Below are 22,976 nucleotides of genomic sequence, written 5' to 3' on the forward strand. Positions count from 1 at the left end.
GCCTGTTTGCTTTTAATTAAGATTAAGAATTCATTATTTTATGCTTCTTGCTTCTTCTGGTACTGCTAAGCCTAGACCTTCAGCAATGCGTGTTCCGTATTCTGGATCAGCTTTGTAGAAATGGCCAATTTGGCGAAGTTTGATTTCTTCTAATTCGACTGGTTTCATTGCTCCCACAATAGTCTCTACAAGTCTAGTTTTTTCTTCTTCACTCAATAGGCGGTATAAGTCACCTGCTTGAGTGTAGTGGTCATCACTGTTATGTCCTACTTGTGCAACTTGCCCAGTCACTTCAAATGGAGTGGTTTTATTTTCAGCTGTTTCAGCAGGGCCATCAAAACTATTAGGTTCATAATAAACTGAACCCTTGCCATTGTCATCCGCACGCATGAAGCCATCACGTTGATAGTTGTTTGCTTCCACTTTCGGACGGTTAACCGGAAGTTGGTTGTGGTTAGAACCAACACGGTAACGGTGTGCATCACCATATGCAAATAGACGTCCTTGAAGCATTTTGTCTGGAGAAGCTTCAATTCCTGGTACGAATGTTCCTGGTGAGAACGTAGCTTGCTCTACTTCTGCAAAATAGTTTTCAGGATTCCTATTCAATTCCATCCGGCCAAGTTCGATTAACGGGTAATCTTTTTGAGACCATACTTTTGTTACATCAAATGGATCGAAACGGTAGGTATCTGCATCTTCCAAAGGCATGATTTGTACGTATAATTTCCATGCAGGGAAGTCGCCTTTTTCAATTGCATTGAAAAGATCTTCCGTATGGTAATCAGGGTTTTCACCCGCAAGTTTTGCAGCAAGATTCACATCAAGATTTTTGATGCCTTGTTCTGTCTTAAAGTGATATTTCACCCAAACGCCTTGTCCTTCATCATTCACCCATTTAAATGTATGGCTTCCAAAACCATGTGTATGACGAAGTGTAGCCGGAATGCCTCGGTCAGACATTAGAATCGTTACTTGGTGTAAAGATTCTGGAGAATGTGACCAAAAATCCCAGACCGCAGTCGGGTTTTTCAAATGTGTTCTTGGATCTCTCTTTTGTGTATGGATGAAATCGGGGAATTTGATCGCATCGCGGATAAAGAATACAGGCGTATTGTTACCAACGATATCGTAGTTTCCTTCTTCCGTGTAGAATTTAACAGCAAATCCGCGTGGATCACGAACTGTATCAGCTGAGCCTAATTCGCCAGCTACTGTAGAAAAACGGATAAATAAATCTGTCTTCTTGCCAACACCATTGAAAAGCTTAGCTTTCGTATACTTAGAAAGGTCGTTCGTTACTTCGAAAGTACCGAATGCACCGGCACCTTTTGCATGAACTACACGTTCAGGCACACGCTCACGGTTAAAGTGCGCTAATTTTTCTAATAAGTGTACATCTTGAATGAGTACAGGGCCACGTTGTCCCGCAGTGATTGAATTTTGGTTATCTCCAACTGGTGCACCCCAGCTAGTTGTAAGGTTTTTCTTATTAGTCATAATTGAACCACCTTTTCATTATTATTTATGTATATAATGATAAGCCTTATCAGAAAAAAATCAATACTTATTTATAATAATTTTAATATAATAATTAATTCATTAAGGTTATAATTGTTTATACTTTTATTTTAAATCCAGTAAAAGGAAATATCAAATTTTACAAATCGCTTTACTACAAGTTTCTTCGATTTTTTCATCCCTTTTACTGGTATTTCACTTCAATGTCACTTTTCCTTCATACTGCATGATTTTATCATTTCTATATCTAATAAGTTATTAATCGAGAATGAAGAAAAGTCTAAATATTTTCCATGTTTTTCTTAAAAATTGGATAAATCTAGCTCACTCTCTCATTTTATAACAAAGCATAAGATTCGCATGTGACAATGTTCACTTCTATTTTCTTTTTTAAAATCACAAGCAAAAGAGCTGCCATCCTTATATAAGGAATGGCAGCTCTTTTTTTATGAACTAATACTTTTATTGCTTTTGTGTGATTCCGGTATCTGATCAAACACACTTTATGAAGGACCTAAAAAAACGCCACACCTAATCGATGGTAGCGCCACATTCGCTAAAGCTTAGTTTAGGAAAGCTATGAATCCACCTGTTATAAAGGTCGCTATCCACCCTATACAGCCGCCGTTTTATTGATGTTGAACTCTATTACTTTTTCTTCTATTAAACTTATCTTTCATTTTCCCTGACACCACTCCCTTCCCTGGAATTAAGCAATAAAACAATTGTGAAAATACTGGTTTGTGTTCGTATAGAAAATAAGATACTATTACGTTAAAATGACCGTCCAATAAGAGTAAGGGTGATTTATATGAATGAACGGAAACAACTTGTAGTTAAGTATGCACACCAGTTATTTATTGAAAAGGGTTATCAAGCAACATCTATTCAGGATATTTTGGACTATAGCGGTATTTCAAAAGGGACATTTTATAACTACTTTTCTTCTAAAAGTGAACTGCTTAAAGCTGTCTTTATCTCGACCCAAGAAAAATTCGAACATGAAAGTAATGAACTATTAATCGGTCAAAATGTTGCGGATATTGAAATATTCATCAAACAATCTGAATTACAAATACACTCCAATAGAAGTAATAAACTATTTTCCTTATTTGAAGAAATAATGATTTCAAATGATACCGAACTTAAAAACTTTATAACACATGCAAAATTCAAACATATACATTGGCTATCAAAACGGTTTCTAGAAATATTCGGCGAAGAGAAAAAACCTTATATATTAGATTGTGCCATACTTTATTCAGGGATGATGCACCAAACCATTCATTTTAATGCGTTAGCTAAAGAGCCTGATTTCAACCCTACTGAAATAATTCGTTATTGTGTTGATAGGCTTAAAACTCTTTTCGATGATGTGAGCCAATCAGGAGTACAGCTTCTCGATCCTGATTATATAAAGCAATGGTTGCCAGAATGTTTCGATACGAAACAGGATTTTCACACTGCTCTCCTTCACTCTACAGCCGAACTTAAAAAAGTCATCTTAAAACTTTTCCAAGATGAAGCAGAACGGGTAAAACACTTAAAATTAGTTCACTTTATCCAAGAAGAATTTCTGCAAAAAGGTGAGCCGCGCCACTTTCTCATCGAAAGTGCTCTGCTATCTTTAAACACAAATTTAAAGCTTAAAAACTCAAAAGAATTGAGTGATTTCGAAAAGATTATCGCTAGTAACTAAACTGGTTAAAGCCCCAATTATGGGGCTTTTTATTATCTGCAAGAAAACGTATCGAATCGTTATTTTTTTGTGACAATTCAGCAAACATATAACTGAAATTCATAAAATTTTAGTATAATGATTAGTGTAGAAAAGTGTCTTCAGGAGGAGTTTTTCATGAATATAATAATGCGATTTCTTATCAACGGGTTGATTTTACTCGTTATTGACTGGCTTCTCGACTCCATCACGATAAAATCTTATGGTACAGCTCTACTGGCGGTTTTTATATTATCAATCATGAACATGCTAGTTAAACCAATTCTTCAACTTATCGCTTTGCCGATCACTATCCTAACCTTCGGCTTGTTTTCGTTCATTATCAATGCCTTCACGTTCCAAATTACATCCTATGTTGTCAGTGGCTTTGAAATAGAATCTTTTTGGGGAGCCCTAATCGGTTCATTGTTATTAAGTTTCATCCAAAGTCTTATTATAAAAAAAGAGTAGAAAAACCGTCAGTAGAATGCTGACGGTTTTTCGTTTCCATGACTATTTCCATAACACCCTTCGATATTTCCCGGGCTATTCCCCTAAATTCCCCTATTATGTAATAGCTTTATTCGCTCATTTTTGACACCGGTTATGGTGACTTATTTTGCTTTTTATAATATCGACTATAGGAATCTGCTAAATTTTCCACCGATTTCTGTAAGGCAATACTGTCTACTTCTTTCAGGAAAGAATACTCTTTCTTTAAAGCCCGGAGTTCTTTGATTGTTGCGTATTTATCCAGAAAAGAACCTTTCCATTCATTAGAGAGTAATTGGCCGTTCTGCTTCATTTCTTCACAAATATACCAGTAGGCATCTTTCTCCTTTTGTTTGCCTAAAAAGAAGAGAAGTTAGAGACAAAACGGGAGCAGCCAATCGTTGTATTGATTAGAACTAGTTGTTCTTTAGTTGGATAGATTCGAAATTTATAAGCTTTGTTTACGACCATTGGTTTCACCCCCTTATAGTTATTATTAACTATCGAACGTATGTTTGTCAAAAAACTTTGGCTTATGCCAACCGCCATTCATCTCGCCCTTCACACGCTTGAAGAGGGAGTCTTCTGGCGGGAAATGATAAATAGATTCACTCCCATTTCCATCGAAATCGGTATGTACGGTTATACTTATGGGTAAAAGGCTCTTCTTCCTTGTTACTGAGTGGATATTTCACCCATCCCGGCTTAAAGGATGTATCTGCCATGGATTCAGTGGGTGACAGAACCGGGGTTGGCTCCTACCATGACTATGAAAATCAGGGTCTTCGCTAAAGAACACCCTGCACGAAATCATCGATGACCCTACAGAAATATCGAAAGGACTACTACAGTACGACCTTCGATAAGAGCTTAATTCACTATGTAGATTCACTTTTTTCGTGTTACTTTTTCCGCATCTTCAAATTACTTATCGGTGAAAACGGTAAATTTTACATTTACAAATCTATAAAAATAGATATAATGATTTATATGGAACCTACATTAATTTATAAAGCTTTATCAAACGATACACGTCGTCAAATTTTGCAATGGCTAAAAAATCCAGAGAAGTGCTTTAATGAAAAGCCTTATTTTCAACAAGGTTTAAATTTTAAAGTTGGTGTATGTGTGGGAGATATTCAGGTTAAATCAGGGCTTGCACAATCTGTCATCTCTAGTTATTTGTTAACAATGCAAAAAGCTGGGCTGTTGGAATCTGAGCGAATCGGAAAGTGGACCTATTATCGTCGGAATGAAAAAACAATACATGAATTTTCCGAGTACATTCAAAAAGAACTATAAAATAAACGTAAAGGAGGTCATTCTTTTTTTGTTTTTACATATCTAGATATACAGATATTTAATTTTATAAAAGATTTATATCTTTATATAAATTAAGAAATATACAATAGGAATGGAGATTTGTATTAATGAAAAAAGTTAACCCTTTGCTTATTATTATGTTGGCTCTAGGCGTATTCGGCATTATTACAACTGAAATGGGGATTGTGGGAGTTCTACCCCAGATAACTCAAAAATTTAATATAACAACTTCACAAGCCGGATTACTTGTAAGTATATTTGCTTTAATCGTTGCCATTTCAGGTCCATTCTTGACATTACTCACTTCTGGAATTAATCGTAAAATAATTCTATTAACCTCAGTGTTTATGTTCACGATTTCAAATATTATTTATGCATGTACAACGAAATTTGATATCATGCTAGTTTTCCGTATTCTACCTGCTATTTTTCATCCTCTCTTTTTTTCAATAGCTCTTGTGACTGCTGCCAAACTTGTTCCTCCGGAAAAAAGTAACCAAGCAGTTACAAAGGTTTTTGCCGGAATTACTTTCGGATTTGCATTTGGCGTACCTTTAACTTCTTATTTCGCGGAACAGTTTTCGTTAGAAACTGCTTTCCTATTTGGGGCTGTTGTAAATGCGATTGCTTTTGTAGGAATATTAATGTGGCTTCCTTCCATGCCTAATGAGGAAAAAATGTCTTATGGAAAGCAGCTTGGAATATTACGTAAACCGGGATTATGGTTAAACATCGCAGCCGTTATGTTTATCTTTGCAGCGATGTTTTCTGTGTACAGCTACTTTGCCGAATATTTCGGACAATTAACACATATGAATGGTTCTTTGATTAGTGTAATGTTGATGGCGTTTGGTCTAATCATGATTTTTGGGAACTTTTTGTTTGGTGGATTCTTGCAAAAAAGCATAACTAAGACCTTAATAATGTTTCCCCTTCTATATATAGTAATCTATTTATTCGCTTATTATTTGGGCTCTTATTTAATTCCGATGATTCTAATGGTTTTCATTTGGGGAATAGTGCATTCTGGTGGTCTAATTGTCAGTCAAACATGGTTGACAACTGAAGCGAAAGAAGCACCTGAATTCGGCAACAGCTTGTTTGTCTCATTTTCCAATCTTGGAATTACTTTGGGGGCATCTATTGGTGGTTGGTTTATTTCTCACTTGGGAATACATCAACTCATCTGGAGCGGAATTGTGTTTGCATTGCTAGCTTTCTTATTGATTATGATAAAAATTAATATTTTCAGTTCAAACGTAGAAGGAGTTAACGTAGCGTAGGTTCGTGAATTGAATGAACAGCGAAATTGCCCGAATACTGTTTTATATGGCCGTTCATTACGGTGATAGTGGTGAAATTAATTTAGATCTAAATAATCAAGTGAACAACCGCACCAATCCTTATCATAGAAAGTTGGAGGTCCTGCCGGAATGGAACGAACTGGCCCCAGTAGATACCTTTGAACGTAATCGAAATGCAACCATTTATAATAAATATCAGCATAATCGCAACCCATTCATTGATCATCAGGAGTGGGCCTCATCCATCTGGCAGTAAGAGGAAAGAGCTGTCCTGTTTTTCAGGGCAGCTCTTTCCTCTTGTAAAGTCTAAATTTTTAGAAAAATCACATAATTATACTTTCTTCAAATAGCAATCTATTTAAACATTATAAAAATTTAAACTTTTTTTATATAGCTAATACCTTTTATAGTAAGCGTTTTCATTTTTTTGCTTTACAAATTTTCTATTAAAATATATTATTTAGTTGTAATATTATGTGAAAAATCAATAAATAATATTGATTAGCCTCTACTAGTGATAAAATGCTAGAAAGACTAGAAAGAGAAAATTACACTCCAACAAAGAAAAGGGGAAAATTATGCAAAACTCCAAAGATTCTCAACTGCACAGAGGATTGGAAGAAAGACACATCGCATTAATGTCTCTTGGCGCAGCCATTGGAGTCGGTTTATTTCTCGGCTCGGCATCTGCGATTAAATTAGCCGGCCCAGCTATTATTATTTCGTATGCAATTGGCGGGCTTATGATCTATCTTATCATGCGGGCACTAGGGGAAATGGCGATAAAAAATCCAGTCGCAGGCTCTTTTAGTCGCTATGCAAGCGAATATGTCGGCCCTCTTGCCGGATATATAACCGGTTGGAATTACTGGTTCGTTTGGATTGCCACCTGTATGGCTGAAATTACAGCAGTCGGAATTTATATGCAGTTTTGGTTTCCAGGGACCCCACAATGGGCTTGGGCATTAGCGGCTCTTGCCATTATGACGACGATTAACTTTCTTGCTGTAAAGGCTTATGGTGAATTGGAGTTTTGGTTTGCCTTAATTAAAATTGTTACGATAATTCTAATGATTGTTCTTGGGTTTGGAATGATTCTCTTTGGACTCGGAAACGGTGGAATCGCAGTAGGATTCGGCAACCTTGTAGAAAATGGCGGTTTTTTCCCTAATGGAATTTCCGGTGTCATCCTCTCTTTCCAAATGGTCATGTTCGCTTATTTGGGAATTGAAATGCTCGGAGTAACCGCAGGTGAAGTCAAAAATCCTGAAAAATCTTTAAAAAGAGCAATCGATACAGTCTTTTATCGAATTTTACTTTTTTACGTTTTAGCTCTAACTGTTATTTTATCGATTACTCCATGGGATCAAATGAATGGAAAAGACAGCCCATTCGTTATGATGTTTGATAAAATCGGTATACCAGGTGCAGCAGGAATCATTCAGTTTGTCGTACTGACAGCCGCCCTTTCATCTTGTAACAGCGGAATCTTTAGTACAGGCAGAATGTTGTTTAACCTAGCACAGCAAGGGGAATCACCAAAAAGCTTCCAACGTACAACAAAGACAGGCGTTCCAGGTGTTGCCATTATTGTTTCGGCTGTCGTGCTTCTATTCGGTGTTTACCTTAACTATATGGAAGCGGATAAGGTCTTCGGTTACGTAACAAGTGTTGCTACATTCGGTGCCCTCTGGACATGGGGAACCATTCTTGTCACACAGATTATCTCAAGAAAGAAAATGAGTCCGGGAGAAAAACAAGGCTTAACGTATAAGATGCCGTTATTCCCACTCACTTCTTATTTCGCTCTTGCTTTTCTAGTATTTGTAATGGTCATACTCGGCTTTTCAGCAGATACCAGAATCGCCTTGATCGTCGGTCCGATTTGGATCATATTGCTTGTAGTCTTGTATTATGTATCCGGTTTGCATAAGAGAAAATAATAAATAGATACAGGGTGTCCTATCAACTTGGACACCCTTTTTTTATGATTTATATTTATCCTTTTCTCCTTCTTTTTAGCGTCCAATAAATTACAGCACCCACTACGCCTAAAATAATGAGGACCGGCAAGTTTCCTATAATAAAAACAATCAGTCCTGAAACTGCTTTAAGTAAAAAATTCGCACTCGTTGCGAATTGCTTCTTCGTTCTCTCCCATGTATTCAATTTTTTATTATCAATACCTGGCACAATAATATGGTCTTGCGATAAAGATATTGTTACCGTTGAAAACGAGGTTTGGTTTTCAAGATACTTTATTTGGCCAACTAGCTGCTCTATCTCCTCTTGGACAGTGTCAAGATCGGATGATATTTTCAGCAAATCTTCCGTTTTCTTAGCATCTTTCATGAATGCAAGTAACCTCTCTTCCACAGCCCGCTTTGATTTCAGTCTTGCCTTTAAATCTACATACTGCTCTGTTACATCCTGGCCTGTCACATTTCTTTCGACCACTTCTGAAGCCTGCCCCTCGGTATCAACGAGAAAATCCTGAAAACGAGCTTCCGGAATCCGTACTGTAATCGAACCTTCTACCATCTCTTCATCTTCCCTGTATACATTCGACTCTACAACATAGCCCCCGTATTCGTTCGCCTTTCTTTCAATCTTCATTTGTGTTTTTTCAAGATTTTTCACTTTCAACTGAAGCTGTGCTTGATGGATGACCATTCTTTCATTTGTTGCCGCTTCTTTTTCCGCCTGCTTATCAGAAGCCTGTTCTCCAGATAAGGAGGCGTCCATTTTACTTTCCACTTTTCCTTCCTGTGACTTCGATAAGGATTCTTCTTTATCATTACTACTGCATGCCCCCAATAAAAGAAACAAGCTGAAAATAAGTATCACTTTTTTTCGATTCATCGGTATTCCTCCTTTTCTTAACATTACCGACGAATAATTTGGAAGAAAGTTACACTTCAATGATAAAAGGTACTGGTATAAAAACATCTAAATTATGTATAAAGATGGTGGATAGTATATTGACTATAGAAAATTAGCTAAAAGTGTATTAGTTCCGATTTTCAGAGGCTCATTTGTGGGGGTATTAGCCACAAGAAATTCTAAAGAAATTTGAAAGCGTTGGTATATCAAAGCTTTCTATAAAGCAAGAGTTTATTCTAACAATACAAAGGTAACAATAGGAATATAATCAGCGATGGGAAGTCGGGATATAGTGGAAAATTTCAAAATTAGTGCTCGACAATTTGCAATTTTAGTTATTTTATTTTCTATAGGTACGACCATCTTGGTGATTCCTGGAGTTATGGCTCAAGAGGTAAAACAAGATGCTTGGATTGCAGCTGTAATCGGTACAGGCATAGGTTTATTGCTGGTGGCTTTATATATCGCTGTAGGCAGGATGTTCCCCACTAAGACGCTTGTTGAAATCAATGAGACACTTTTTGGCAAATGGTTAGGTAAGGCGGTCTCACTTACGTTTATTTTATTTACACTTTACTCCACGGTACAACTATTGTTTTATGTTGGGAGTTTCTTAACTACACAGATTATGCCTGATACACCAATTGAAGCGATCAATATTCTTTTCGCATGCATCCTAATAATGGGAGTTCGCCTTGGTCTTGAACCGTTGGCTCGTTCTGCAGAATTGTTATTTCCTATCTTTGTTTTTTTATTCCTAGTTCTAGTGGGCTCAATATTTTTACCTCCTGTTCAATTTAAGTTTGAAAATATACAACCCGTATTTGAAACAGGAATAAAACCGATGATTCATGCTGTTTTTCTTTTTTCAAGTATCTTTTCTTTGCCATTGATTGTTTTATTAATGATTTTTCCTGTTTCAGTGAATCAACCAAAAGCAGCGGAAAAAAATTTTTTTATCGGAATACTAATCGGCGGAACCTGTTTAATCATCATTATCACTTTAACTATTCTTGTTTTAGGCGCAGATAGTAGTGCCAGACAAACGTATCCAAGTTATCTTTTGGCCAGAAAACTAAACGTTGGCGATTTTCTTCAAAGGATTGAAGCAATAATGGCTATCATGTGGATTATCACGATTTATTTTAAAATGGCTTTTTACTTTTACGCTACAGTTATAGGTCTTGCACAAACATTGAATATGAAGGATTATCGGCCACTTACGGTACCTTTTGGGATGATCGTAGTTTCGCTTTCCATACTTATACATCCCAATGTGGTCCATTCAACCACATTTGATAAAGAAATTTGGCCCCTATACGCTTCGACGTACGGACTTGTACTTCCTATTCTCTTATTAGCAATCAATGTATTTCGAAAAAAAATACATCAAAAATAAAAAACGTTTCTTTGAATACTCCAGATTTTCAGAGTATAGATAATTTACATAAAATCTACTCTAAGAAAATTTATGTAAATGTCTTTTTATAGGATTTTGAATAGGAAGGGTTTAGGGACTAAAAGCATTCATTTTAGCCATCAATTTCGAACAATATGTCCCCCCAATGGTCGTTTATGGAACACCCTGATCAAATATACCAACGATTGGTAAACTGTATCGCTATGACCCATTTTTAAACGTATCTCGGCTGAACCCCTATAAATAAATAGTGCGAAAGGAGTCTCGTCTATGAAACGGAGCTACACCATGTTTATCATACTAATCGTATTCCTGTTATTCACTACTGGTTGCTGGAACCGTCGTGAATTAAATGAACTGGCTATTACGCTGGCCATAGGGCTAGATCGTACAAAGGATGGTCAATATCTTGTAACCGCCCAAGTGGTAAACCCAGGAGAATTAGCTACAGGACAAGGCGGTGGAGGTTCCGACGGATCACCGACAATCATCTATCAGGCGAAAGGGGAAACTGTTTTTGAGGCTATCCGAAAAATGACCAAGGAATCCCCAAGAAAAATATATCCCTCACATCTTCGAGTCCTCGTGATTGGTGAGTCATTAGCAAAAAAAGGAATTGGGAAACCGTTAGATCTTCTCTCAAGGGACTGGGAACTCCGATCCGATTTTTATATCGTCGTAGCTAAGGGAATGAAAGCAGAAGAGATCCTGAAGGTACCTACGACTTTAGAAAAAATACCTGCAAATCAAATATTTGATACCCTGAAAGTCTCAGCAACTGCATGGTCAGCGACAAGTTTCGAGAGTTTAGACGAACTGATTGCGGATATTGTAAGTGAAGGAAAACAACCGGTGTTAACAGGAATCCAAGCAGATATAAAAGGTGATGAAGAAACTTCTTTAAGCAAACAGAATGGAGAAATGATTGATCCCCCTGCTCGTTTGAGGTTTAAAGGACTAGCGGTATTTAATGATGATAAATTAGTTGGCTGGTTAAATGAGAAACAAAGCAAAACGTATACTGTCATTAAAAATAAGGAGAAAAGTACAGTTGTGAATATATCGTGTCCTAAAGGCGGAAAAGCTGCGTATGAAGTGAAAAAGTCAAACACGAAAATAAAGGGTAAGATAAAGAATGGAAAACCTGAGATAGATCTAAATATTCGTGTGGAAGGCAATTTAGGCGAAGTAGAATGCCATATCGATTTGACAAAACCAGAAACGATTGAAAAATTAGAGAAAATTTATGAAAAAGAAGCGAAGAAATTTTTCATGAATTCCATAAAACAGGTACAGAAAAATGAGAAAGTAGACATTTTTGGATTTGGTGAGGCGATTCATCGAGCTGATCCTGAAGCCTGGAAAAAACTCAAAAAAGATTGGGATAAAAATTTTGAGAACTTGCCTGTAAATATAGAGGTACAAGGAGAAATCCGAAACGTAGGTACAGTTGGTAATTCCTTTTTAGAAAAGATAAAGTAATTAGTTTGTTTTATCAAGAATCAAGAAATGGGGTTAGGCTGTGTTTCATGATATCCTTTTATTAAAACATGGCCCTCATTGCTGTACCCCTAATAAGGGATACCCGCACAATAACGAGTACTCTTTTAAATCTAATCAGATTTTCCAGTCATCATATTAGTAGATTTATTTCAAAAAGAAAAGAAACTGTCGCCAGCTCCTGATGTGAATGAAGGCCTCACTGCTGGCACACAACTAATTAACTTCTTTTAGCCATTCGTTATTAAATTGCCTCTCTTTTAATTCATGTCTTCGCTATGAGCGACATGAGAATCATTTTCCGCCAATGAGTGCGCTTCTTCAAATTTTACTGCAATATAGATAACTAAACCGCCTAAACTATCCGCGATAAGTCTGCTTTCAAAAACTTTCCCTTTTTGATCACGTTCGTCTAAATACTCGATATGAAGTGAACACACTTCCTTATTTTTCAACTATCAACCATATGTAAAAAATGCCCGTTTTAAGCATCCCTTCATATTCCATTTTCACTTTAATACTTTCTCAATCATGTCGGAAAGCGGTTTATAAATAGCTGTAATCCAGTCTAGTGGATTGGGAATCTTGATATTCAGTGCTTGGGCAATGCTTAACGCAGTTCCGAATAGTAGAAGAATGGAAAATATCCATAATTCCTTTTTTAATTTTTTCCTCAACAGACTAGGAGCCTCAATAGCGATAATCACAGCGACAATGACAAGGATTCCTGCAACAGCCAACAATTTCTACTACTCCTTTCTCTATTTGCTTTATAACAGAATGGGATACTGTACCGTCAAATCTTTGTATCTACCCAGACAAGTCAAAGTTGTTTATTCCAATCCTTCTTATACCTTTTTGGTATCTTAGAATCGCCATGATAAATGGCTTTATCCAACTAAATAGAAGCGTTTTTTGTGTATTTTGATACCATTTTGATAACTTTGTTGTCAATCTCACACTTTATCCCGCGGCGGTTTCGGTGCCGAGGTCTGCTCGCGTTTATTGTTTTTCTGGCTGATTAAACGGGGGCGAGCAAACATCCCCCATCTCGGTACCCGAATAAGCGTATCCTTCATGTCTTTACCGATAAAAGGAGCAAAAGGACTCATATAGGGAACCCCATAGGAACGCAAGCTGCACAAGTGAAGAACAAGTGCAATGACCCCAACGATTATCCCGAATAAGCCAAAAGTAGCGGCAAGCGCCATCATCGGGAAACGGAGCATTCTAATCGACATAGAAATGGTAAACGATGGAAGAACAAAACTTGAAATAGCCGTGATTGCAACAACGATTACCATGGCGGCCGATACGATTCCAGCCTCTACTGCCGCTGTTCCAATCACCAGTGTCCCTACAATAGATATAGCTTGTCCTATAGCTTTTGGCATTCGTAAACTAGCTTCCCGTAATATTTCAAACGCAACTTCCATCATAAGAGCTTCAAAGAATGCAGGAAAGGGAACCCCTTCACGTTGAGCAGCTAGACTGATCAGAAGTCTAGTTGGTAACATTTCCTGATGAAACGTGGTGATAGCGATATATAGGGATGGTCCTAGTAGAGCAATAAAAATAGTAAAAAAACGAAGCAAACGAATAAGGGTGGCAATGTCTGCACGCTGATAATAATCTTCCGCGGATTGTATAAAGGAGACGAACAGTGCCGGGACGACTAGAACAATCGGCGTTCCGTCCACTAGTATGGCGACTTTCCCTTCCAACAGCTCGGCGGCAATCACATCAGGGCGTTCAGAATAATACATAGTCGGAAAAGGGGTGTGCGTTTCATCTTGAATCAATTCCTCAATATAACCACTTTCTAGGATTCCATCGATATCGATTCGATCCAGACGATTATGCACTTCTTCGACGACTTTGTCATTCACAATTCCATCGATATACATGATCGCTACATCGGTTTTGGTCAAATTTCCAATTTTTTTCGTTTCTAACCAAAGTCGGGGGGTTTTTATTTTTCTGCGAATTAGCGCCGTATTTGTACGCAAGTTCTCCGTAAAACCTTCCTTTGGTCCCCGAACGACGGTTTCCGTGGTGGATTCCATTACACCACGGTCTTTTCCACCACGCATACCGATTGTAAAACCTTGTGCATATCCATCCAATAAAAGAATAACATCCCCTGATAACAGGGAAGTAAATAAAGAACTGAATTCCGTAACATCCTGTATGTCTCCAACCGCAAGGATGCGGCCTTTCAATACTTGTAAAACATTTTGTTGATACGATATCATTTGCTCCTGATCGGGATCGATATCTAACATAAGTGATTCCATGATAAAGTTCTGAATGGAACTAGTGTCCACCAACCCATCCGTATAAAAAATACAGGCTTTAAAGATTCCCTCTTTGCCAATTTGTATTTCTCTAATCACGATATCTCCGCTATTTCCAAGCTGCTGCTTTACATGTTGAATGTTTCCTTGGAGGCTTGTTTTTAACAAGTCTTTGTTCGTTTCCTTATTTTGATCGTCTTGTTTGAATGAGGAGAGGTTAATGCTGTTTTTTCTTTGTTTTTTAAATAAACTCATACATTTTATCCCCCTCTCAGTCTTTTTCTTTTTCAGAAGGTAGAGTTATTAGATTTCTTCCAAAATTCTTGAGAAAAGATTTGATAAGTTAACTTGGTTTTTAAAGCACTTGTCATTTCATATTTTATTCTCTACTATGTATTTGCTAATTCATTATGGTCAATTGCTTGTGAAGGTTGTATATATATAATTGGCCTAGTGACTGAGAATCCCCGATTTCAATGTTATTAATGCCACTCATAGGTCTTTCTAAAATAAAACTGCAAATGAGGTCTTTATTAGCTAACCCATTTATCTAAATAATCTGGACTGTTTTCAAATACAGGGTTTTCTCCCTTTTTTTTATTATCCGGTTGCATGAATTGGTCACTTTCTTTTAACACTCCAAGTTTATAGTGTTACCTAATGAAGTGTTCGATGTCTTAGCTATTATCATGCCTATTTTCCAATTTTTAATACTTTTAGAGAATAAATACTTTTCATGATACCCTGCACGGAACAACTTTACTGACACTCATTACTTTAATTGCTTTCGAGATGCGACCGTATAGCAGGAATAGTAATATTCCCGAACTTTTGTATGTTCAGAAAAATTAATAGAAAAGAGAGCGTTCCTTTGTATTACGGAACGCTCTCTTTTTTATATTTTTACGAGTAAATCCTGCAAATTCACGAGTAAATACATAAAACTTACGAGTAAACACACAAAATTCACGAGTAAGCTTTAATTTGACTGGTAATCTTCAATTAATTATTGATATTCGTAATTCTGCCTTCTAAACCTGCCGTGATCTTTCCACCTTTAAAGGTATCTTTCACATAGTTAACGAAAGCTTCTAGATCAGCATGTCCAAACACACGCTCTTTTCCTATTAAAACGGTATAATTATCGCCACCGCTTGCCATGAAGTCATTGACGGTCACTGTGTAAGTTTCTGTATCCTCAATTGGCGTTCCATCCGCTTTCTTCAATAAAGTGACACGTTCCGTTACAGGTTTACTGAAATCGGCCGTATAGCTCAATCCTGAAATTTGTAACGTTTTCGGAGAGCCTTCAACAATCCATTGCTGTTGAAGCAATGTTTTCACTTCAGCCCCAGTTAGTTCAAGTCGGACCAACACATTTCCGAACGGCTGGATTTTCGCTAAATCAGAAAAGGTAACTTCTCCTTTTGGAATATCTGCGCGAATTCCACCTGGATTCATGAAGGCAAAATCAGATTTCAAATCGGCCTTCATGGAGTCCGCAATTAAATTCCCAAGACCAGTTTCTTGTGTATAGGCATTGGTTTTTAAAATTTTCTCATCCGTTGTCCCTAGTGGGGTTTTCAATTCAGGGAACATGTCTAGATAACCGTTAATAAATTTAGTCGTCCCAGCATCTGGTGTGATGCCATCTTGTGTAACTGTAATAATTTCGGCTGACTTTTTAACAATATCCTTTGTGTTTGGATCGATTTCCAAATCAACATCTTCAAAAGCCGTTCCATAAGAATAAGCTTGTACAATCAATTTATTATCTACATAGTTATTGACCCTTGCATGATTATCTCCAGCTAAAATTACATCGACTTCATCATCTACCGCTTTGGCAAGATCAGCTACTTCACCAGTAATGACACCGTCTTTTTCAGTACCTGGGTCATGTGAGATGACGACAATTGATTTTACACCTTTTTTCTTCAACTCATTAACCGCCTTATTTACGGCAGGTGCCTGTTCTATAAATTCCACATTCTTAATGCCATCCGGACTGACTTTTTGAGGTGTGGCATTCGTGACTACACCTATGAAACCAATATCAACGCCGCCGACCTTTTTTATGACGTAAGGGTCCAAAATAGGTTTTTTCGTGTCTTTATATACGACATTGGCAACCACATACGGAAAGTTCAATTTATCAAATACTACATCCGATGTAGGCGACTTTCCGCCATTGATTTGAGCCATCAGGGTTTCTACCCCTTTATCGAACTCATGGTTCCCGACAGTTCCTACATCAAATTTCATATTATTTAAAAACTGAAGCGTCGGTTTGTCCTGGACCAAAGAGGAAACAGGAGCACTTGCCCCTACTGCATCCCCAGCTGATAGTAAAAGTGTATTTTCAGGGTTTTCAGCTTTACGCTGCTTTAAGTGCGCCGCTAAATAATCAGCGCGTCCTTGTTTGACCCCACTAAATTCAGAAGTAGTGTCCAACTGGCCATGAAGATCATTGATTCCGAGCAATTGCACTTTAATGTTTTCTTTCCCCAGATTGAATTTGTAAATACCAAAGCCTTTATCATCTTTTTTACCTGTATAAGAAATCGGGCTATCTTCATTTAAATATTCCGCACCCTTTGGTGATGAGGTGAACGTAACATTCACCTTGCCTGAAATCGGGGCAATCGACCAGTTATTATCAGCGGTTGGATTGATCTCCTTCTCTTGTGTAATGTAATCCATCAAGATCTGGCGATTTTCATCCGCAGAGTCAACTACGTATTCGCTTCCCTTGACTCCTGGGAAGTTTCCACCGCCCGAAGCACGGTAATTATTCGTCACGACGATGAAATCCTGATTAGGATTGACTACTTCACCATTATATTCTAAATCGGTAATCCTGCTTGAATCTGACACTTTTATTCCTTTTTCATCATAACGCGGAGCCTTAGTGACATCGATTTGATACGTAACACCGTCAATCACATCAAAATTATAGACGGCAAACTTCCCATTAAGCAATTCCTGTTCCTCAGTCTTAGCCGGATCAATTGTATTATATTTCCCCGCAGACATTTCAAGCCATTCTTTTACTACGGAACCTTTGATTTTGATCGCTTTCAAGGTATTATCGTATAAATATAAGTCGCCGGCGCTGCGAATTGTCAAACCACCTTTTTTTATTTCGGTGAATTCTTCGACTCCATTTCGTCCTGCTTTGAAAGGAGCTCCTACAGAGAGAATAGGCAAGTCTTTGTATTCAGGTCGGTTGCTTTGGATGTATTTTTCTACATACCATTTCTGTGCGCTTGTCACGACTTGTACAGAAGGATCATCTTGCACAAGGGCGAAGTAACTATGAATTGGAGCTGTAGTCGTTCCAATTGGTGTGTTAACATACTTGATCGTTCCTTCGTGCTCCTTTTTAACGGCTTTGACGACAGATGCATCTTCAGCTGCTTTTTTCCCTGTTATTTTGTCGTTGATTGCTCGTGTTGATGAATCTGAGTTAACGACTTTCCATTTCCCCTTGATATTCTGGATTTCAAGATCGATAATCCCTAGATTACTACCGCCATATCCTGCTTGAACGGCCGGTACACCATTGATTGTACCCTTTTTATTATCCACACCTTTAAGAACTTTTCCTTGGCTATCTTTAAATAAGCTGTCTAAAGAAGCTTCATCTTGTGCCGGAAAGACTTTATGTGTATGGGAGAACGTGATAGCATCGATATCAGACACTTTACTTAATGAATAGATGACATCCTCGGTGTTCTTTGTGTCGCCATTAAAACCAGAATGTGTAAGCGCCACGATGACATCTGCGCCCTTTTTCTTCATTTCAGGTACATATTTTTTTGCTGTTGTGACGATTTCTTTTGTAACGACCTTACCATCAAGGTTCGTTTTATCCCAATCCATGATTTGTGGCGGAGCAAATCCTATGTAGCCTACTTTTACGGATTTTTCAGCTCCATTAATATCTTTTACTTTCTTGGTGACAATTTTATAAGGGGTATATTTATTTTTGTCGTTTTTTGGATTTTTATCTTTATCCTTTTTATAAATATTTGCATTTACATAAGAGAAGTTCGCATCGTTGATGGCTTCATCTAAATAGGACAACCCATAGTTGAATTCGTGATTGCCAAATGTAGCTACATCATAATTAAGCAAATTCATTGCTTTATAGACAGGGTGGACTTCACCTTTCTTCAGTGGAACTACCTTCGCTTTGTATGTACCAAGCGGTGTACCTTGAATAAGGTCCCCATTATCTACTAAAACACTATTTTTCACTTCTTTTCTCGCCTGCTTGATTAAAGTTGCTGTGCGTGAAAAGCCGACTGAATCTGATACAGCATCTTTATAATAATCATAGCTTACTAGATTTGTGTGTATATCTGTCGTTTCCATAATCCTTAGTTCAAACGGGGCATCGGAAACGGAGGTTGCTAGGCTGGTGCCAAAATTGCTCGTATTGCCGTTATACTTGGAGACTACGGATATCTTAATCCAATAACCTGATTTGTACGAGTTGAAGTATGCGGAAAATTTCTGGGCTGATTTAATATCAGTCTCAACAGCTGACTGTGAAACAACCTTCTTTCCATTCATTAGCTGGAAGACAACAGTTTCCTTCCCCGTATTTCCTTTTTTCGGTGTGACCGTTACTGTAGCTTTTGCCCCATTTGTATAATTAACAGTAGGAGATGAGATGACAAACGGTTTAGTCGTGACAGGTTTCTTGGCAGCCTCTTTGGCGGATGCCTCCATCGGTACGGTAAATGAAGTCGTAATTAAACTCACAGCAAGAACCGGGGCTAGTATTTTTTTTACATTGGACTTAAACGACATACTTCACAACCCTTCTATATTTTTTGTAAAATTCTAGAATAATATAACATGATTTTGTCGAAAAAGTGTCACAATTTACCTCAATTTTAAGAAACTATAATAAAAAGTACTATTTTAGCTAATTCATTTTAAAACCTGTGACGCTATTGACTTTCAAATATATGTAATTATTAATAAATTTTACCGAATCATAGTAGGTAATCTCCCTTTAATACATGCAAAGAGGCATATGAGCCAGCCTACTAATTATAGATTAACTTGTAGTTTCTTCTTTCTCTGCAGCTCTTTTTCTAATTGGAACGGTTTTATGTGACAGTGTGTAATCCTTTTGAAGCGTCTTATAGAATGAAAGCATGATCAACAGATGCAGACTGCAATCCGGATAATCCGCTTACTAAAAGCAGGACTGATGTGTTTAAGAAAAATAAGTTTATTCCCTACTTTTCAATCCTTAATCCTCCATTATGAAAAAACGATAGGAATTAAATATCTAAAAAGCCGGTAAAGCAGGTTCCCTTACCGGTTTCTTTCATGCTTAAATAAGAACTTACAAAACTCGATCAATCACACTGGCAGATACCGGTTTGATTCCGATTTCCCTCGACCAGATAGACAGCTGGCCAATATGATGAATTTCATGGGCAATCAGATGGCGTAATATCCTGCCTATTTCATATGTCCCCTCCATCCAAGAAGGCTCAACTATCTCATTCTCCCAATCAGGTGAATACGAGTACAAAAAAACTTTCACTTCAGAATGATAACGTTCCGATAAGCCTTTTACCTTCTCGATTGTATTGTAAGAATCCATATCAATCTCTCTATCTGGCTTCCCTTGAATCGTCCGAATCCAACTGTATTCAACATCAATAATATGAACGAGTGTTTTTAAGATAGTGCCCATCCCACCACTCCGCTGCCGTAAAAGTTCAGCACTCGATACAGTCTGGCACCACTCAAACCACTCTCTTCTCACCTGCCAGTTATAGGTGAATAACGTTAGCATCCTATTCCCCCCTTATGTACCTTCACCCAAGCATCATCTTGCGAATTCCTCAATGCTTTTTGTTTCTATTTATTTACTCAGTCAGATATCTCACTTAGTTTTAACTGACATACCGTTTTTAAGTTGGACCATTGAATCCATTCATACAATTATGTCATTCAGCCTTCTAACTTTTTATACTGATAATAATCCTGGCGTTGAACGGTTTTGAATCCGCAAGATTCATAAAGTCTTAAAGCATGATCATTGGTTGCTTCTACTTCAAGAAAAATATCATACCCAAGTTGCCGTTGTTCGGCTACAATCCTTTTCAGCACCTTTCTGCCAAGCCCTTTTCCCTGGTATTCCGGAAAAATTGCAAATCCATAAATCCATGCTTCTCCGCCCGAATGATCAACACGGATTTTACCGACCGCTCGACCATCTTTTTCAATCATCATTGTTTTCAAAGTATCCTCGATTTGAACACGTTGATAATAATCTCGCGCTTCTTTTTCCGAAAACTTAAAACAATGAACATCCAGCTGAATTTCCGTTTCCGCATCATCTCTGTTTGAAGGACGAACGACCACATCCTCATAATTATCCAGCTCCATGTTTGACCATTTCATTTGATACTCAGAAAAGGAAAACTCACATGGCAGTTGCTTCATAAACCCCTGCCCTGAATGAGATTGGGCAGGGGTATTCAGGATAATTAGCTTATAGTCCCGCTGCAAAGCAGTCCTTAAAGCTTCGTCCATTAAATCTGTAAAAATCCCTTGCCTCCGGAAGTCTGGATGAACCATCCCACACATCTCTACTTTATTCCCGAAATCATAAAGACCAAGAAAACCGACAAGTTTGACTCCCACGTAATGAAAGAAATCATTCTTCATTACACCATTTCGGCTGCGAAGCGTCTCCCAATTTAGCTTTAAAGTAAAATCTTCCTGTTCACATCTCTGTTGCAGACTTTCGATATCATCGAGCTGTTTTTTGTTCAAAATTGTCACCCCTTTTCCATAATATCAGTTTATTACCAAAAAAATAAGAAAAGCAGCACCCTTTATTGGGATGCTGCAAGCTTTCTATAAGTTTATTTATTAAAGTTGTTTTTTTAAAAGTATTTTCACTTTAACCTATAAAACTAAAATCGTATGAGAGGAGGATTTCCTACCTAATTCTATTGTCGGATGAATTATAGTAGTAAAATGATTCAATTTGACGATTATTTATCACCCATTTTATGGTATATTCCAAATAATGGAGTATCATTATCCCTATCCGACTCAAAAGGAGGAATTTAATGGACTCACTTTCCATCGTCCCGAATTCTTTATACCCGAATTTCGGATCCTCTTTTGTATAGAATCCGAAATTCGGTTTTCACTACCTAGCGACGTAACGTCCTGAGGTTATCGTTTCGTTTTATGAGCGGACTTTTTTAAGTTCTCGACGTCCGTTGTCAGTTCTTTTAATTTTTTACCGAAGCGGAAGAGCAAAAACATAGAAACGACGAATGGATAGCCAAAATCGCTAACTAATGACACCCACATAGTAGCATCCTCAATCATCATCCTCTTCACCCCTTTTCTTGTATCTGATATCTAAAGTGAAACTTGTTTCAGAAAATCAATCTAGCACTATTGATTTATGGTAAAAAGAACGAATGTTCGTATATAATTGATTTATTCCCCTTGTCTATCACTTTAATAATTAAAGGAGGGATAGCAATGAACAAGTTAACTTCTCATTTCTTTTCTCATTCATTAGAATTTTTACAACAGCATTATTCGTCATTCTTCGAACAGCCAATCATTCAATTATTTTTACAGAATCCAGAGCATTTAAAAATTTTCACTGATACTTTAGATTCCCCTTCTACACACAACATTGGTCATCTCAACGAGACCTTTAAAATTTTCTATTATCGGGCAAGAGTATACAAATACATGTGCTCTTTAATTTACTTCTTCTCAGTTGATTTTGATAAAAGAGCACGAAAACAACGGGAACGCTATCGAATGGTACTTGATGCGACACCAAAGGATACCGGAAGAATGATTGACCGAATTGGCAACTTGGATGGACGACTTGAAAAGATGGGGGAAACCGATGAACTATCCTCCCACATAAGTGATGAAAAATTGATAGAAGCCTTGAAAAATTTAACAACCAAGCAAAACCTGGTACTAACCATGGCCTTTACCTATGGACTATCCAACAAAGAAATTGCGGCTTATTTTCATGAGTCACCTCAGAATATTTCAAGCATCCGTAAACAAGCTCTCAAAAAACTGCAAAAGTACTATATGAATGATGTTTATGATAGGAAGGAGAAAAGGTATTGTGGATAAAAAACTCTCAAAAGAAGAATTAATTGACCTAATTGATTCTTTGAATCCTAAAATAAAAAAATCATTAAAAAACACACATTATCAAGACAGAAATGACCTAGAGCAAGAGATCAAACTCAAAATCATTGAATCATACGAAAAAATAGCCGCTATCGAAGCACCAAATTTCGAAGAGTTCCTTGCAGAATTCTTAACTAAACAAAAACGTTAAAAGAGTACCAAGTTCAGCTCATGCTGGACTTGGCACTCTTTTTTACCGCTGCCATGTATTGTGTCAATTAAGCACTTAATCGCATCACTCCAGTATCATAAAAAGCCTTACTTCTATCAAAGCAAGTAAGGTTACGCTAATT

The 22,976-nt window shown here is 37.3% G+C and carries 20 protein-coding genes and 1 pseudogene; 10 read left to right on the forward strand and 11 right to left on the reverse strand.

Going from position 1 to position 22,976, the window contains the following annotated elements:
* Window positions 1–33 precede the first annotated feature (33 nt).
* The gene (gene katA / locus JFV29_RS25275) at window positions 34–1,500 is read right to left on the reverse strand and encodes a catalase KatA (RefSeq protein ID WP_201187117.1); all 1,467 of its coding nucleotides are present in this window, start codon (window positions 1,498–1,500) and stop codon (window positions 34–36) included.
* A gap of 832 nt (window positions 1,501–2,332) precedes the next feature.
* On the opposite strand from katA, the gene JFV29_RS25280 reads away from it, so the two are divergent.
* Together JFV29_RS25280 and JFV29_RS25285 are read left to right on the forward strand one after the other, a co-directional pair.
* On the forward strand, window positions 2,333–3,220 hold the full coding sequence (locus tag JFV29_RS25280; RefSeq protein ID WP_053348784.1) for a TetR/AcrR family transcriptional regulator: 888 nt from the start codon (window positions 2,333–2,335) through the stop codon (window positions 3,218–3,220).
* A 156-nt stretch (window positions 3,221–3,376) separates the two neighbouring features.
* Complete coding sequence (locus JFV29_RS25285; RefSeq protein ID WP_053348783.1) at window positions 3,377–3,709, forward strand: phage holin family protein; 333 nt, start codon at window positions 3,377–3,379, stop codon at window positions 3,707–3,709.
* Between the two features lie 133 nt (window positions 3,710–3,842).
* Here JFV29_RS25285 and JFV29_RS30770 read toward each other — a convergent pair whose 3' ends face one another.
* Both JFV29_RS30770 and JFV29_RS30775 read right to left on the reverse strand, forming a co-directional pair.
* Window positions 3,843–4,043 carry a hypothetical protein gene (locus tag JFV29_RS30770; protein ID WP_242486942.1) on the reverse strand — a complete coding sequence of 67 codons (201 nt, stop codon included), beginning with the start codon at window positions 4,041–4,043 and terminating at the stop codon, window positions 3,843–3,845.
* 44 nt (window positions 4,044–4,087) lie between these two features.
* Window positions 4,088–4,201 (reverse strand): helix-turn-helix domain-containing protein, encoded by a 114-nt coding sequence (locus JFV29_RS30775; RefSeq protein WP_242486943.1) that lies wholly within the window; start codon window positions 4,199–4,201, stop codon window positions 4,088–4,090.
* Window positions 4,202–4,720: 519 nt separating this feature from the next.
* Here JFV29_RS30775 and JFV29_RS25295 point away from each other — a divergent pair.
* From JFV29_RS25295 to JFV29_RS25310, 4 genes and pseudogenes are all read left to right on the forward strand, one after another.
* A complete protein-coding gene (locus JFV29_RS25295) occupies window positions 4,721–5,032 on the forward strand; it encodes an ArsR/SmtB family transcription factor (protein WP_201187119.1) in 312 nt (103 codons plus the stop codon).
* A 128-nt stretch (window positions 5,033–5,160) separates the two neighbouring features.
* Window positions 5,161–6,336, forward strand: a complete 1,176-nt coding sequence (locus JFV29_RS25300; protein ID WP_201187121.1) for an MFS transporter — start codon at window positions 5,161–5,163, stop codon at window positions 6,334–6,336.
* 13 nt (window positions 6,337–6,349) lie between these two features.
* Window positions 6,350–6,613 (forward strand): annotated as a pseudogene (locus JFV29_RS25305) (endonuclease); the annotation flags it as partial.
* A gap of 322 nt (window positions 6,614–6,935) precedes the next feature.
* Window positions 6,936–8,300, forward strand: coding sequence for an amino acid permease (locus JFV29_RS25310; protein WP_053348780.1), 1,365 nt, complete (start codon window positions 6,936–6,938; stop codon window positions 8,298–8,300).
* A gap of 55 nt (window positions 8,301–8,355) precedes the next feature.
* On the opposite strand, the gene JFV29_RS25315 is transcribed toward JFV29_RS25310, so the two are convergent.
* Complete coding sequence (locus JFV29_RS25315) at window positions 8,356–9,219, reverse strand: DUF4349 domain-containing protein (protein WP_201187125.1); 864 nt, start codon at window positions 9,217–9,219, stop codon at window positions 8,356–8,358.
* A gap of 313 nt (window positions 9,220–9,532) precedes the next feature.
* Between JFV29_RS25315 and JFV29_RS25320 the strand changes: the two genes are divergently transcribed.
* On the forward strand, window positions 9,533–10,639 hold the full coding sequence (locus JFV29_RS25320; protein ID WP_342366587.1) for a GerAB/ArcD/ProY family transporter: 1,107 nt from the start codon (window positions 9,533–9,535) through the stop codon (window positions 10,637–10,639).
* A gap of 291 nt (window positions 10,640–10,930) precedes the next feature.
* On the forward strand, window positions 10,931–12,142 hold the full coding sequence (locus JFV29_RS25325; RefSeq protein ID WP_201187129.1) for a Ger(x)C family spore germination protein: 1,212 nt from the start codon (window positions 10,931–10,933) through the stop codon (window positions 12,140–12,142).
* A gap of 278 nt (window positions 12,143–12,420) precedes the next feature.
* Here the strand turns inward: JFV29_RS25325 and JFV29_RS25330 are convergent, their stop codons facing one another.
* From JFV29_RS25330 to JFV29_RS25360, 7 genes are all read right to left on the reverse strand, one after another.
* Window positions 12,421–12,615 carry a hypothetical protein gene (locus JFV29_RS25330; protein ID WP_242486944.1) on the reverse strand — a complete coding sequence of 65 codons (195 nt, stop codon included), beginning with the start codon at window positions 12,613–12,615 and terminating at the stop codon, window positions 12,421–12,423.
* Between the two features lie 54 nt (window positions 12,616–12,669).
* Entirely contained in the window at window positions 12,670–12,903 is a 234-nt protein-coding gene (locus JFV29_RS25335; protein ID WP_201187131.1) for a hypothetical protein, read from the reverse strand.
* A gap of 213 nt (window positions 12,904–13,116) precedes the next feature.
* On the reverse strand, window positions 13,117–14,712 hold the full coding sequence (locus tag JFV29_RS25340; RefSeq protein WP_201187133.1) for a spore germination protein: 1,596 nt from the start codon (window positions 14,710–14,712) through the stop codon (window positions 13,117–13,119).
* A gap of 747 nt (window positions 14,713–15,459) precedes the next feature.
* Window positions 15,460–19,278 carry a bifunctional 2',3'-cyclic-nucleotide 2'-phosphodiesterase/3'-nucleotidase gene (locus JFV29_RS25345; RefSeq protein ID WP_242486945.1) on the reverse strand — a complete coding sequence of 1,273 codons (3,819 nt, stop codon included), beginning with the start codon at window positions 19,276–19,278 and terminating at the stop codon, window positions 15,460–15,462.
* Window positions 19,279–19,825: 547 nt separating this feature from the next.
* A complete protein-coding gene (locus tag JFV29_RS25350; RefSeq protein ID WP_201187134.1) occupies window positions 19,826–20,284 on the reverse strand; it encodes a DinB family protein in 459 nt (152 codons plus the stop codon).
* A gap of 158 nt (window positions 20,285–20,442) precedes the next feature.
* Window positions 20,443–21,279: a GNAT family N-acetyltransferase gene (locus JFV29_RS25355; protein ID WP_309558246.1), complete on the reverse strand. Its 837-nt coding sequence runs from the start codon at window positions 21,277–21,279 to the stop codon at window positions 20,443–20,445.
* Window positions 21,280–21,681: 402 nt separating this feature from the next.
* On the reverse strand, window positions 21,682–21,843 hold the full coding sequence (locus JFV29_RS25360) for a YvrJ family protein (RefSeq protein ID WP_082527571.1): 162 nt from the start codon (window positions 21,841–21,843) through the stop codon (window positions 21,682–21,684).
* A gap of 156 nt (window positions 21,844–21,999) precedes the next feature.
* On the opposite strand from JFV29_RS25360, the gene JFV29_RS25365 reads away from it, so the two are divergent.
* Together JFV29_RS25365 and JFV29_RS25370 are read left to right on the forward strand one after the other, a co-directional pair.
* Window positions 22,000–22,623, forward strand: coding sequence for a sigma-70 family RNA polymerase sigma factor (locus JFV29_RS25365; protein WP_056525642.1), 624 nt, complete (start codon window positions 22,000–22,002; stop codon window positions 22,621–22,623).
* Entirely contained in the window at window positions 22,616–22,834 is a 219-nt protein-coding gene (locus JFV29_RS25370; protein WP_053348771.1) for a hypothetical protein, read from the forward strand. Before JFV29_RS25365 ends, JFV29_RS25370 begins: the two co-directional genes overlap by 8 nt.
* The last annotated feature ends 142 nt before the right edge of the window (window positions 22,835–22,976 follow it).

This window comes from Peribacillus sp. TH16, from assembly GCF_016651095.1.
Lineage (GTDB): Bacteria > Bacillota > Bacilli > Bacillales > DSM-1321 > Peribacillus > Peribacillus butanolivorans.

Coding starts and splice junctions, on each gene's coding strand:
- katA (WP_201187117.1), bottom strand. CDS start 1,500: ATGACTAATAAGAAAAACCTTACAACTAGCTGGGGTGCACCAGTTGGA.
- JFV29_RS25280 (WP_053348784.1), top strand. CDS start 2,333: ATGAATGAACGGAAACAACTTGTAGTTAAGTATGCACACCAGTTATTT.
- JFV29_RS25285 (WP_053348783.1), top strand. CDS start 3,377: ATGAATATAATAATGCGATTTCTTATCAACGGGTTGATTTTACTCGTT.
- JFV29_RS30770 (WP_242486942.1), bottom strand. CDS start 4,043: ATGAAGCAGAACGGCCAATTACTCTCTAATGAATGGAAAGGTTCTTTT.
- JFV29_RS30775 (WP_242486943.1), bottom strand. CDS start 4,201: ATGGTCGTAAACAAAGCTTATAAATTTCGAATCTATCCAACTAAAGAA.
- JFV29_RS25295 (WP_201187119.1), top strand. CDS start 4,721: ATGGAACCTACATTAATTTATAAAGCTTTATCAAACGATACACGTCGT.
- JFV29_RS25300 (WP_201187121.1), top strand. CDS start 5,161: ATGAAAAAAGTTAACCCTTTGCTTATTATTATGTTGGCTCTAGGCGTA.
- JFV29_RS25310 (WP_053348780.1), top strand. CDS start 6,936: ATGCAAAACTCCAAAGATTCTCAACTGCACAGAGGATTGGAAGAAAGA.
- JFV29_RS25315 (WP_201187125.1), bottom strand. CDS start 9,219: ATGAATCGAAAAAAAGTGATACTTATTTTCAGCTTGTTTCTTTTATTG.
- JFV29_RS25325 (WP_201187129.1), top strand. CDS start 10,931: ATGAAACGGAGCTACACCATGTTTATCATACTAATCGTATTCCTGTTA.
- JFV29_RS25340 (WP_201187133.1), bottom strand. CDS start 14,712: ATGAGTTTATTTAAAAAACAAAGAAAAAACAGCATTAACCTCTCCTCA.
- JFV29_RS25345 (WP_242486945.1), bottom strand. CDS start 19,278: ATGTCGTTTAAGTCCAATGTAAAAAAAATACTAGCCCCGGTTCTTGCT.
- JFV29_RS25350 (WP_201187134.1), bottom strand. CDS start 20,284: ATGCTAACGTTATTCACCTATAACTGGCAGGTGAGAAGAGAGTGGTTT.
- JFV29_RS25360 (WP_082527571.1), bottom strand. CDS start 21,843: ATGATGATTGAGGATGCTACTATGTGGGTGTCATTAGTTAGCGATTTT.
- JFV29_RS25365 (WP_056525642.1), top strand. CDS start 22,000: ATGAACAAGTTAACTTCTCATTTCTTTTCTCATTCATTAGAATTTTTA.